This window comes from Frankia sp. CoBUL1 (genome assembly GCF_978021245.1).
The window spans coordinates 1-11,860 of record NZ_CDXDOS010000095.1 but is presented as its reverse complement, the minus strand read 5'-3'; the positions used below and the strand labels follow the sequence as shown (position 1 = coordinate 11,860).

General features: G+C 70.7%; 10 protein-coding genes and 2 pseudogenes. 8 read left to right on the top strand and 4 right to left on the bottom strand.

All coding sequences use genetic code 11. The annotated features are described in order from the left end of the window. Positions 1–186: pseudogene (locus AC08OX_RS09295) on the top strand (YkvA family protein); the annotation flags it as partial. Positions 187–511: 325 nt separating this feature from the next. Here AC08OX_RS09295 and AC08OX_RS09290 read toward each other — a convergent pair. Beyond that, complete coding sequence (locus AC08OX_RS09290; RefSeq protein WP_476607435.1) at positions 512–1,228, bottom strand: ATP synthase subunit B family protein; 717 nt, start codon at positions 1,226–1,228, stop codon at positions 512–514. A 72-nt stretch (positions 1,229–1,300) separates the two neighbouring features. After that, positions 1,301–2,650 (bottom strand): crotonyl-CoA carboxylase/reductase, encoded by a 1,350-nt coding sequence (gene ccrA / locus AC08OX_RS09285; RefSeq protein WP_476607434.1) that lies wholly within the window; start codon positions 2,648–2,650, stop codon positions 1,301–1,303. A 173-nt stretch (positions 2,651–2,823) separates the two neighbouring features. On the opposite strand from ccrA, the gene AC08OX_RS09280 reads away from it, so the two are divergent. From AC08OX_RS09280 to AC08OX_RS09260, 5 genes and pseudogenes are all read left to right on the top strand, one after another. Continuing rightward, complete coding sequence (locus AC08OX_RS09280) at positions 2,824–3,381, top strand: SigE family RNA polymerase sigma factor (RefSeq protein ID WP_011438065.1); 558 nt, start codon at positions 2,824–2,826, stop codon at positions 3,379–3,381. Next, positions 3,378–4,370, top strand: a complete 993-nt coding sequence (locus tag AC08OX_RS09275; RefSeq protein ID WP_476607433.1) for an FG-GAP repeat domain-containing protein — start codon at positions 3,378–3,380, stop codon at positions 4,368–4,370. The genes AC08OX_RS09280 and AC08OX_RS09275 overlap by 4 nt, the downstream gene beginning before the upstream one ends. 223 nt (positions 4,371–4,593) lie before the next feature. Then, positions 4,594–5,778, top strand: a complete 1,185-nt coding sequence (locus AC08OX_RS09270) for an acetyl-CoA C-acetyltransferase (RefSeq protein WP_476607432.1) — start codon at positions 4,594–4,596, stop codon at positions 5,776–5,778. 26 nt (positions 5,779–5,804) lie between these two features. After that, a pseudogene (locus tag AC08OX_RS09265) lies at positions 5,805–5,939 on the top strand (cupin domain-containing protein); the annotation flags it as partial. A gap of 64 nt (positions 5,940–6,003) precedes the next feature. After that, positions 6,004–6,336 carry a cupin domain-containing protein gene (locus tag AC08OX_RS09260; protein WP_476607431.1) on the top strand — a complete coding sequence of 111 codons (333 nt, stop codon included), beginning with the start codon at positions 6,004–6,006 and terminating at the stop codon, positions 6,334–6,336. Here AC08OX_RS09260 and AC08OX_RS09255 read toward each other — a convergent pair. Continuing rightward, complete coding sequence (locus AC08OX_RS09255; RefSeq protein WP_476607430.1) at positions 6,286–7,818, bottom strand: ATP-binding protein; 1,533 nt, start codon at positions 7,816–7,818, stop codon at positions 6,286–6,288. The two genes, AC08OX_RS09260 and AC08OX_RS09255, sit on opposite strands and share 51 nt — an antisense overlap. 227 nt (positions 7,819–8,045) lie before the next feature. On the opposite strand from AC08OX_RS09255, the gene AC08OX_RS09250 reads away from it, so the two are divergent. Next, positions 8,046–8,369: an MTH1187 family thiamine-binding protein gene (locus AC08OX_RS09250; RefSeq protein WP_011438060.1), complete on the top strand. Its 324-nt coding sequence runs from the start codon at positions 8,046–8,048 to the stop codon at positions 8,367–8,369. A 133-nt stretch (positions 8,370–8,502) separates the two neighbouring features. Next, entirely contained in the window at positions 8,503–9,492 is a 990-nt protein-coding gene (locus AC08OX_RS09245; protein WP_476607429.1) for a tetratricopeptide repeat protein, read from the top strand. A 164-nt stretch (positions 9,493–9,656) separates the two neighbouring features. Here AC08OX_RS09245 and glgB read toward each other — a convergent pair. After that, positions 9,657–11,860, bottom strand: a 2,204-nt coding sequence (gene glgB, locus AC08OX_RS09240) for a 1,4-alpha-glucan branching protein GlgB (protein WP_476607428.1), incomplete at its 5' end; no start/stop codon positions are given.

Genomic DNA, 11,860 nt, shown 5'->3' with positions numbered 1-11,860 from the left:
GGCGGGCGCACGACGGCCTCCTCGGCCGGACCGGCGGCGGATGACCGGCCTCGGATCGTTGACGGCGAGGTGGTGGACCGGGGCGAGCGGGTCGCGGGCCCGCCGGCCGGCGATACCCCGGGTTCGGGTTCCCGCACCCGGCGGGATCGGTTCCGGGCATCGGGCAGACCCGCTCGCGGGAGGTGACGAGGAAGGCGCGCCGACGCCGGGCCCGGCCGTCGGATGCGCAGCGAGGGCACCCGGTCGGCTGGTGGATGCCGGATCCGGTCGTCCTGCGGGACGGTGAGTGGGTGGTGCGGCCGACGAGCGGCGCGGTGACCACCAAGGTCTACCGGTGTCCCGGTTGTGATTATGAGATCATTCCGGGCGCCGCCCACGTGGTGGTCTGGCCGCCCGAGCGGCTCGAGGACCGTCGACACTGGCACCGGCCGTGTTGGGAACGCCGATGCCGAGCGGCCCGGCCGCGCGTCCGTGACGGCTGACCCCACGAGACGGCGGCCTCCCGTGCGGGCTAGACCCCGCGGGAGGCCGCCGGCGCGGGCAACGCGTTCGGCTCGCTGCCGAGCGCCTTACGCGCCTCAGGCGGCGGTGCTTCGATGGAGGCGATCGACGCGGAGGCGGCGGTCAGCTTGTCGCGCAGCGCGCCCAGCTGGGCCGTCACCTGGTCACGCAGGGTGGCAAGCTGCGAGGTCACCTGCTCGCGTTGGCGTTCGAGGTCGGCCAGCCGACGCTTCGAGTCGTCCTCGGCCTGCGCGGCCGCGGCCCGAGCGACCTCGACGATCCGTTCGGCCTCCGCGCGGGCCGTCGAGACGATGGCCGCGGCCTGCTCGTCGGCGTCGCGCAGGGTTTTCTCCCGGGTCTGCTCGGCCTCGGTGACGATCCGGCGGGCCTCCTCGAGCTGGGCGTCGGCCTCCCGGGTGCGTTCAGCCCGAACGGTGGCCGCCTCCTCCTCGGCGAGCTGGAGGATCTGGGTAACGCGGCCACCGAACTCCTCCCAGGCGGGACGGTTGGCGGCCAGATCGTCGCGTACCCGGGCCGCCTCGGTCGCCGCCTCCGACGCGGCCGCCTCCGCCGCTGCCCGGTGCGCCTCGGCCTCGCGTAGCTGCTCGACGAGCCAGTTCACGTGATGGGTGACCTGATTGGGGTCGTAGCCACGGCGCACCAGATCAAAGGCGGGGGGCCCGTCGGTCTCGCCGGCCATTGGGATGAGATCGGTGTGTTCGGTCATAGGACCTCAGCATCTCAGACGGTCAATGCGAGCGTGAGGGGAGCCGGCTGTCGACCTGGCCGATTTCCGGGTTTATACGCCGCGGAACCGGTTGATTGCGGTCAGGTGGCGGGAGCGGAGTGCCTCGTCGCGGACACCCAGCCCCTCGGCCGGGGGGAGACACAGCACGCCCACCTTCCCTTGGTGGAGGTTGCGGTGCACGTCGTAGGCGGCCTGCCCCGTTTCGGTAAGCGGGTAGACCCGGGACAGGGTCGGATGGATCATCCCGCGCATGATGAGTCGGTTGGCTTCCCAGGCCTCCCGGTAGTTGGCGAAGTGCGAGCCGACGATGCGCTTGAGATTCATCCACAGGTACCGGTTGTCGTACTCGTGCTGGAAACCGCTGGTGGAGGCGCAGGTGGCGATAGTTCCGCCGCGGCGGGTCACATAGACGGAGGCGCCGAAGGTCTCCCGGCCCGGGTGTTCGAGGACGATGTCGGGGTCGTCGCCGCCGGTGAGCTCGCGGATGCGCTTGCCGAACCGCTGCCATTCCCGGGGGTTCTGGGTGTGTTCGTCACTCCAGAACTGATAGGCCTCGGCGGCACGGTCGATGATCAGATCTGCGCCGAGGGAGCGGCATATGTCGGCTTTTTCCGGCGAGGAGACGATGCAGACCGGGATGGCCCCGCCGCGCAGCACGAGTTGGGTGGCGTAGGAGCCCAGGCCCCCGGACGCGCCCCAGACGAGAACGACGTCGCCCTGCTTCATGTTCGCGCCGTTGACCGAGACCAGCTGGCGGTACGCGGTCGAGTTGACCAGACCGGGTGCGGCCGCCTCCTCCCAGGTCAGGTGCGCGGGTTTCGGCATGAGCTGGTTGGTCTTGACCAGGGCGAGCTCGGCGAGTCCGCCAAAATTCGTCTCAAATCCCCAGATTCGTTGCTCGGGATCCAGCATCGTGTCGTTGTGGCCGTCGGGACGCTCGAGTTCCACGGACAGACAGTGGGCGACGACCTCGTCCCCGGGGGACCAGGCCTGTACGCCGGGCCCTGTCCGTAGCACAACTCCGGCCAGATCCGAGCCGACAACGTGGTAAGGCTGGTTGTGACGGGATGCAAGCGGAGAGGTTCGGCCGTAGCGCTCGAGGAAGTTGAAGGTGTGGATCGGCTCGAAGATCGACGTCCAGACCGTGTTGTAGTTCACGGAGGAGGCCATGACCGCGATGAGGGCTTCACCGGGACCGAGCTCGGGGGTCGGCACGTCGTCTACGTGCAGGGAGCGGCGGGGGTCCTTGTCCCGGGACGGCATGCCCTCGAACATCCCGATTTCGTCCCGGCGCACGACCACGGCGCGGTAGGACTCGGGGACCGGGAGGGATGCGAACTCCGCCCGCCGGGCGGGCGACGGAGGGCTTTGGGCAATGATCGCTTCGAGAATGTCCTTCACGGTCGGCCTCCGGTAGGACGCTGGTGCTGATGGCGGATAGACGGCAGATGTTACCCATAGGTGGGAGGCGGGGTCGCGGGATGTGGAGGCTGTCTGTTTCGTGCGTGACGCGATAGAACTTTTGGGACAACTTCGAGTGCTCGGTACGCGTCCAACTGGGTGTGATCGCGCCCATGACTGTCGTGGAAGGGTGGCGGCCCGTGCCTGCACGGAGCGACGCCGCCCGTAGCGATGTCGCGCGGGACGCCGATGCCGCCCTGACCGCGTTGTATTCCGAACACTATCGGTCATTGGTTCGTCTTGCAGCGTTACTGCTTGACGATCTCGGCCTCTGCGAGGAGGTCGTGCAGGATGCCTACATCCGAGTCCACGCGGCCTGGGGGCGGCTCCAGGACCGGGACAAGGCCTTGGCCTACCTCAGGCAGACCGTCGTCAACCTCGCACGTTCGACACTGCGTCGTCGACTCGTCGCTCTCAAACACGCTCCCAAGCCGATGCCCGACGCCGCGAGCGCCGAGGAGGGCGCCTACTCCCTCGTCGAACGGGCGGCGGTCATCCAGGCGCTGCGCGAGCTGCCCCGCCGGCAGCGGGAGGCAGTGGTGCTGCGGTACTACGCCGACATGTCCGAGGCGGACGCCGCGGCGGTGATGGGCTGCAGTGTCGGTTCCGTCAAGGCGTACACTTCCCGGGGGCTGTCGGCGTTGAGCGGCAAGCTGGAGGGCCTGCGGTGAGTGGTCTGGAACCGGAGGAGCTCGCCCGCCTGCTCACCGAGGCGGTGGAGCCCCTCCGGCCCTCGCCGGACGCTTACCGGCAGATCCGTGCCGGGATCGACCGTCGGCGCCGGTGGCGTCTGCCGCTGATGACGGCGGGCGGGATGGTCATGGCCGCGCTCATCGGGCTCGCAGTGGTGGCGCTGCGGCCCCCTCCGTCGAGCAACGAGCTCGTCGAGCCAGCCGTCCCGCCGCTCGTGACCGCACCCGTGACGGGGCCGAGCCGGACACCCGTCGCGCCCTCGACCGGCGGCACCGGCCGTTCTACCAGGGCCGGCGGTGGGTCCGGAGGGGGATCGGTGACCTGGTCGGCGACTACTCCGCCGACCGCCCTCCCGACCACCAGCATGTCCTCCCCGCCCGTCACGGCCGGTTCGTCAGTCAGTCCGACGACGGTGACCCAGGACAGCCCTCAGCTGCCGACGGCCGCCGTGAAGCCGGCAGTGGCGGGCGACGTCGACGGCGACGGCCGTTCCGACCAGGTGCGGGCGACCGGGAGCAAACTCGAGGTCGTGTTCTCCCGGGACGGAACTGTCGGGCAGGTCGACCTGGGCGCGATCGTGGTGCCCCTGCATTACACGGTCGTCGACATCAACGCCAACGGGTTCGGCGAGATCCTGGTGCAGACCACGTCGAGGAGCGGGATGGACAACTACGCGCTGGTGCGCTACGCCAGTCTCGACACGCTGGCCTCCGTCCCCCTGCCGGCTCAGCTCACCCTCGCAGCCGGGGTTCAGGGTAACGTCGGCGCCGGGTTCCGCTGCATGGACCGGGCCCTGCGGATCAACAGCGGGACCTCGACCGACGGTTCGCTGTTCACCGTGGCCACGACCATCCTGGCGCTGACCCCGGAGGGCCTGGCCGCCCAAGACACCCGGTCCGACCAGGTACGCCTGCCGGCGGACCCGGCCACCTCGCCGTTCGTGGCAGCCTGCGGCCAGCTGTCCTGACGGTCCCTGTCAGGACGGTCCGCTTCTCCTGGCCGTCCCGCGGGTCCGGCTAGGTGCTCTTGTCCCTGAGGGGCCAGAATCGCGGCCGGGAATCTCAGACGTGACCAAGCTATTATATCAGCAACGGCCGTTCTCGAGGCTGCCGCCACGAGACGACGTCACCGCATGCCGTGTGCCGGCGCCGTCCCGGTCCGAAGATCTTCCTGGAGATGAGGAGGCATCCATGCCTGGTTCCGTGATCGTGGCCGGAGCGCGGACACCGTTCGGGAAACTGTCGGGCGGGCTGAAGGGCTTCACCGCGACGGATCTTGGTGGCATCGCGGTCTCGGGTGCCCTCGCGCGGGCCGGCCTGCCCGGCGACGCGGTCGATTATGTGATCATGGGGCATGTGATCCAGGCCGGCGCGGGTCAGATCACCGCCCGGCAGGCGGCGGTCGCCGCCGGCATCCCGCTGTCGGTGCCCGCCATCACGATCAACAAGGTCTGCCTGTCCGGCCTCGACGCGATCGCCCTAGCCGACACGTACATCTCCAGCGGGGAGTTCGACCTCGTCGTCGCCGGTGGGATGGAGTCCATGACCGGCGGCCCGCACCTGCTGCGCTCGCTGCGCTCCGGGGTGAAGTACGGCCGGGCCGAGCTGCTCGACGCCACCGAGCACGACGCGCTGTTCTGCGCCTTCGACCAGATCGCGATGGGGGCGAGCACCGAGCGGTACAACGCGGGGCTCGGCATCGGCCGGGCCGAGCAGGACGCGTTCGGCGCCCAGTCGCATCAGCGGGCCGCCGCCGCCACCAAGAACGGGCTGTTCGGCGACGAGATCGTCCCGGTCGCGGTGCCGCAGCGCCGCGGCGAGCCGCTGGTCGTCAACCAGGACGAGGGCGTGCGTCCCGACACCACCGTCGAGGTGCTCGCGAAGCTGCGGCCGGCCTTCGACGGCAACGGCACGATTACCGCGGGTTCGTCGTCGCCGATCTCCGACGGCGCCGCCGCCGTCATCGTGGCGAGCCGGGCGAAGGCCGAACAGCTCGGCCTGCCGATCCTCGCGGAGGTCGGTCACCACGGCTTCGTGGCCGGTCCGGACACCTCCCTGCAGTCCCAGCCCTCGCGCGCCATCCTCGCAGCGCTGGCCAAGGAGCGGCTCACCCCGGTTGATCTCGACCTCGTCGAGATCAACGAGGCTTTCGCCGCGGTCGCCATCCAGTCCATGCGCGACCTCGGGATCGGCCCGGAGATCACCAACGTCAACGGCGGCGCGATCGCGATCGGTCACCCCGTCGGAGCCTCCGGTGCCCGGATCGCCCTGACCCTGGCCAACGAGCTGAAACGCCGCGGCGGCGGGATCGGGGCCGCCGGTCTCTGCGGCGGCGGCGGCCAGGGAGACGCCTTGGTGCTGCGCGTTCCGGCGTGACGGCAGGCCTCGGGGAGGCTCCCGCGATGACCCGCATCGACGACCCCGCGACGCTGGCCGACGACCTGGTGCGGGAGCTCGGTCTCGAAGCACATCCCGAGGGCGGCTGGTACCGCCGGACCTGGGCCAGTCCCGACCAGATCGACGCACATGGCGGCAGGCGCCCCGTCATGACGTCCATCCTGTTCCTGCTGCGTCCGGGAGAGGTGTCCCGCTGGCATCCGGGTGGCCTCGGCCGAGATCTGGCTCTGGCAGGGCGGTGGGGCCCTCGATCTCACTCTCGGCGGGCCGGGCCGGGCGCCGGTCGCCGCCGACCGGCGGATCCTCGGACCCGATCCGGCCGCGGGCCAAGCGCCGCAGCTCGTCGTGCCGGCCGGCGAATGGCAGACCGCGCTCCCGCGCGATGGACAGCACGTCCTGGTCGGCTGCGTGGTGGCGCCTGGCTTCGACTTTCTGGACTTCGAGCTCTTCCCCGCATCAGGCGCCGTTCGGGGCGGCCTGGTCAGGTCAGCTCGGGGCGGTCATCGCGGTGGTGAGCGCGGCTGCCGCGGCGACTAGGGCGCCGGGATCCAGCGGGATCTTCAGGACGTCCACGGCGCCGGCTCGGCGCAGGTACGCCCGCTCGCGGGGGTCGGCGTCCTCGCTGAGGACCAGGGTCGGGATGACGCCGGCGGTCGGGTCCGCCGCGAGCTGGGCGAGCAGCTCGGCCGCGGTCGTGTCGGGCAGGTCCCGGTCGAGCAGGATGAACGCTGGCCGGGCCCCCCGCACCGCGTCGAGGGCGAGACCGGCGCGGGGAACGGTCACGGTGTCCGCAGCCAGGAAATCGGTGAGGGTCTCGGCGACCAGGGAACGCAGGGCGGGATCGCCGCTGACGTGCACGACCCGCAGGCCGCCGGGTGCGGGAGGACGGCCGAGGGTGACCGTGCCGGACTCGCCGGAGTGACCTGGGAGACCACCGTAACTGCCCCCGAATCCGCTGTCATCATCGAGATCCTCGAAACGCAGGTCGACCGCGTCGAGCACGACGGCGAACACGCTTCCCACGCCGTACCGGCTGGCGACGGTAAGCACCCCGCCCATCGCCGTGACCAGGGCGTGGGACAGCGCGAGGCCCAGCCCGCTGCCCTCGATTCCGCTGCGCTCGGCGCCGAGGCGCTCGAAGGGCCGGAACAGTCGGTCGATCGCCCGGGGGGAGAGCCCCGTCCCGTCGTCCTCGACCTCGATACGGATCCGCGAGCCGGTGATGGGCACGATGCCGACGCGCACGCTGCCGCCCTCCCGGCCGTACTTCAGCGCGTTACCGACAAGGTTGAGCAGGACCTGCCACAGGCGGCGGCGGTCCGCGTCGGCGACGAGCGGCAGCGCCGGATGGATCACCCGCCGGATGCTGCGCTGCGCCGCGAGCGGTTCGACGAGCTCCACCACGCCCTGGACGATGTCGAGGACGTTGACCGGCCCCTTGTTGATGTCCCCTCGGCCCGCGCGGAGCCTGGCCAGGTCCAGCACGTCATCGATCAACGCCTGCATGTGGCGGCCACCGGTGATGATGCGCTCGACGTCGTCGTGGAGGTCGGGGGTGAGCGGTTCGAGTTCCAGCAGCTGCGCGAAGCCCAGCATGGCGTTCAGCGGGGTCCGCAGTTCGTGGCCGAGCCGGGCGATCAGTTCGTCCTTGGCCCGTGACTCGTTCTCGGCGACCTCGCGGGCGCGCTGGTCGCTGGTGTCCCGAGCGACGACGACCAGCCCGCCCTCCGGGTCGACCCGGACCGTCACGTGATGGGGCACGGTGGCCCCGGCCAGGTCGACGAGTCCCACCGAGCCACGCCACTGCCCGGTCCGCCCCAGCGCGGCCTTCACCGCCTCACCGAGAGCGAGGCGGAACGCGGGATCGACGACGTCGACAAGATCGCGCAGATGGGGGATGCGGGGAACCCGGTCACCGAGGAAGGCACGGGCGGCGGCACCCATGTCGGTGACACGACCATCCGCGCCGACGACCACAGCCAGGTCCGTCAGCGCGTCGAGCAAGATGCGTGACCCCACCTACGCCTCATTATCCGTCTTCTTCCACCCCACGGCGGGCAATGGTAGGGCGTACCGTCAGAGACCGTTGTTCCGGGTTTGCTCAACTGGATCGCCGGCCGGTTTTCCGGCGACGTTTCGTGACATGCAAATAGCTTACCGACGACCTCGGTGCGTCGGCGTAGCAGGGTAGTGGCCCTGCGTTGTTCGATGCGCGGTGAGCGGACTGTCGTGATAAGTCTGACCGCATGCTTGTTGCCTTCAGTGTCACGCCCATCGGTCAGGGCGAGGGGGTCGCGGATCTGGTCGCCGAGGCGGTCCGGATAGTGCGGGCCAGTGGGCTGCCCCATGAGACGACCGCCATGTTCACCACGATCGAAGGCGAGTGGGACGAGGTGATGGACGTCGTCCGCCGGGCCACCGAGGCGGTCTCGGCCCGTGCTGGCCGGGTGAGTCTGGTGCTGAAGGCCGATCTTCGCCCGGGAGTCACCGACGCTCTGCACACGAAGGTCGCCGCGATCGACCGGTTGCTGGCCGGGGGCGAGACCGGCGCGGACGCCACTGATCGTTGACCGCGGCCGGCGGCCCGCGGCCCGCGGCCCGGATTGGGCGTCTGTGTCCGACCCCGGGCGAGGCGGACATGAGGACCGGAAAAGTCGTCCGGTGCCGAGCCCACTGACCGCGACCAGATGCCACGATGGAGGCATGCAACGTAGGCCACCAGTCCCATCCAGATCGCCGCGCGGTGCGGGAGGCGCGGGACGTCTGCCCGAAAGCCTCGGCGGTCTGCGCCTCGCCGGCGCCGTCCCGCTCGACCCCAAGCCGGCGACCCCGCCTCCCCCCGCCAGCAGCGCCGCCACGGCCGCGCCGGCCGCTCGTCCCGGCGCGCCAGCCGGGCCCGTGGTCATCGACGTCACCGAGGCGAGCTTCGCCACTGACGTGGTCAGCCGGTCGATGCAGGTTCCCGTAGTGCTGGACTTCTGGGCCTCTTGGTGCGGCCCGTGCAAGCAGCTCAGCCCGATCCTGGAGAAGCTCGCCGCGGCGGACGGCGGCCGGTGGATCCTCGCCAAGATCGACGTCGACGCGAACCCGGGCCTCGCGCAGGCCGCCGACGTGCAGGGCATCCCCGCGGTGAAGGCGGTGATCGGCGGGCGGATCATCGGAGAGTTCACCGGCGCCGTGCCCGAACGGGAGGTGCGGAGCTGGCTCGATCAGCTGCTCTCCCTGGTCGGCGAGGCGATGGGCGCAGTCCCGGGCGCGGCAGCCGCGGGCGGCCCCGCCCGTGACCCACATGTGGCGGCGGCCGAGGCGGCGCTTGCCCGTGGCGACTTCGACACCGCGGTCGAGTCCTACCGCATCCGGCTCACCGAGGCGCCCGCGGATCCCGAGGCCCTGACCGGGCTCGCGCGGGCCGAACTGCTGCGCCGGGTGCATGGGTACGATCCGGTGGACGTCCGCAACCGGCTGGTGGCGAATCCGGACGACGTCGAGGCCGCGGTTGCCGCGGCCGACCTGGGCATCGCGCAGGGAGACGTGGCCGGGGCCCTCGCTGGTCTCGTCGAGGTCGTCCGCCGGACGGCGGGACCGGAACGGGAAAGGGTCCGCGCGCACCTCGTCGGGCTGTTCCAGGCGTTGGGTGAGGAGGAGCCCGCGGTGGCCCCGGCCCGACGCTCCCTGGCAGCCGCCCTCTTCTGAGCACGCGGCAGTCGAGTTGTGGGGAGCCAGGCACGGTCCAGGGACCGCGGACCGTGCTCAGATCCCCACATTCACCGGCCGAAGGCGAGTTGACGGAGGCCCTGTACGGCGCCTTGGGCCAGGGGTCCCCGCACGGCGGCGAAGCCGCCGTGCGGGGGAAGGCACTAGGCGGGGGAGAGCCAGATGGCCCCGAGAGGCGGCAGCGTCAGGGTTGCCGAGGCGTCGAGACCGTGATGCGGCTCCTCGACAGCCTGGACCGAGCCGAGATTGCCGATGTTGCCGCCGCCGTAGCGGTACCCGTCGGTGTTGAGTATCTCGCGCCAGCGGCCGGGGAACGGCAGCCCGATGCGGTAGCCTTCGTGCCCGATGCCGGCGAAGTTGGTGACGCAGGCCAGCACGCCGCCCGCCGGGTCCTCGCCCGACCACCGCAGGAACGAGAAGACGTTGTTCTCCGCGTCGTTCGCGTCGATCCAGGAGAAGCCCGCCGGGTCGGCGTCGTGTTGGTACAGGGCCGGGACCGTCCGGTAGAGACCGTTCAGGTCGCGCACGAGGTCCGCGACACCGGCGTGGGCGGGATCGTCCAGCAGGGGCCATTCGAGGGACGCGGACTCGTTCCACTCGTTGTCCTGGGCGAACTCGCAGCCCATGAAGAGCAGCTTCTTACCGGGATGCGCCCACATGTAGGCGAGCAGCGCCCGCAGGTTCGCGAGCTGTGCCCAGCGGTCGCCGGGCATCTTGCGTAGCAGCGAATCTTTGCCGTGGACCACCTCGTCGTGGCTGAACGGCAGGATGAAGTTCTCCGAGTAGGCGTACACCATCGAAAAGGTCATCTGATGGTGGTGGTACATGCGGTGGATCGGCAGCCGGGAGTTGTAGTCAAGGGTGTCGTGCATCCACCCCATGTTCCATTTGAAGCCGAAGCCCAAGCCGCCGAGGTGGGTGGGGCGGGTGACCCCGGGCCACGCGGTCGACTCCTCCGCGATCATCATTGCGCCCGGGAAACGGCGGTAGACGGTGGCGTTGGTCTCCTGCAGGAACGAGACGGCATCGAGGTTTTCCCGGCCGCCGTGGATGTTGGGCAGCCAGCCGCCCTCCGGCCGGGAGTAGTCGAGGTACAGCATCGAGGCGACCGCGTCGACGCGTAGCCCGTCGATGTGGAATTCCTCGAACCAGTACAGGGCGTTTGCCACGAGGAAGTTGCGTACCTCGGGGCGGCCCAGATCGAAGACGTAGGTACCCCAGTCGGGCTGTTCACCGCGGCGTGGATCGGGATGTTCGTACAGGGGGGTGCCGTCGAAGCGGCCCAGCGCCCAGGTGTCCCGGGGGAAGTGCGCCGGCACCCAGTCGACGATCACCCCGATGCCGGCGCGGTGCAGCGTGTCCACAAGGTGGCGGAACTCGTCGGGGCTGCCGAAGCGGGCCGTCGGGGCGTAGTAGGCCGACACCTGGTAGCCCCAGGAGCCGCCGAAGGGATGCTCGGCCACGGGCAGCATCTCCACGTGGGTGAAGCCGCTCTCGACGACGTACGCGGTCAGTTCCTCGGCGAGTTCCCGATAGGACAACCCGCGCCGCCAGGAGCCCAGGTGGACCTCGTAGACGCTCACCGGCTCGGTGCGCCAGGCCGTCCGGGCCCGCCGGTCGAGCCACGCGCCGTCGTTCCAGGTGAAGTCGGAGGCGAACACCACGCTCGCGGTGGCCGGCGGCACCTCGGTGTGGAACGCCAGCGGATCCGCCTTCTGCCGCCAGATCCCGTCGAAGCCGAGGATCTCGTACTTGTACCGGGCGCCGGTGCCGGCGCCGGGGACGAACAGCTCCCAGATCCCGGAGCGGCCGAGCGAGCGCATCGGGAAGGCACGCCCGTCCCAGAAGTCGAAATCGCCGACGAGCCGCACCCCCCGCGCGGAGGGGGCCCACACGGCGAAGCTGACCCCGGTGACTGTGGCGCCGCCCGGCGTCGTCAGCGCGCGCGGATGCGCCCCGAGCACCTTCCAGAGCTGTTCGTGCCGGCCCTCGATGATCAGATGGAGGTCCATCTCACCGAGGGTGGGCAGGTGCCGGTAGGGGTCGTCGATGAGGTACGGGCCGTCCGGGTAGGTCACCTCGATGCGGTAGTCGGGCAGCATTCCCGGCACGGCCACTCCGAACACCCCGCCGCTGTGCAGCCGGGTGGCCGGGTACCGGGCCGGCCCGATGAGGACGGTCACGGCCCTCGCATCGGGGCGCAGCACCCGGACGACCGTGGCGTCGCTCCCGGGATGCGGGTGCGCCCCGAGCAGCGCGTGCGGGTCGTGATGCGCCCCGCTGACCAACCGCTCCAGGTCGTCGTGGGGCAGGTCGACCGAGACCGCGGGCGCAACCGCATCCCGGG

Bases quoted from the DNA above. Each gene is read 5' to 3' on its own strand.
- AC08OX_RS09245 (WP_476607429.1), top strand. From the start codon at position 8,503: ATGCAACGTAGGCCACCAGTCCCATCCAGATCGCCGCGCGGTGCGGGA.
- AC08OX_RS09290 (WP_476607435.1), bottom strand. From the start codon at position 1,228: ATGACCGAACACACCGATCTCATCCCAATGGCCGGCGAGACCGACGGG.
- AC08OX_RS09280 (WP_011438065.1), top strand. From the start codon at position 2,824: ATGACTGTCGTGGAAGGGTGGCGGCCCGTGCCTGCACGGAGCGACGCC.
- AC08OX_RS09270 (WP_476607432.1), top strand. From the start codon at position 4,594: ATGCCTGGTTCCGTGATCGTGGCCGGAGCGCGGACACCGTTCGGGAAA.
- AC08OX_RS09250 (WP_011438060.1), top strand. From the start codon at position 8,046: ATGCTTGTTGCCTTCAGTGTCACGCCCATCGGTCAGGGCGAGGGGGTC.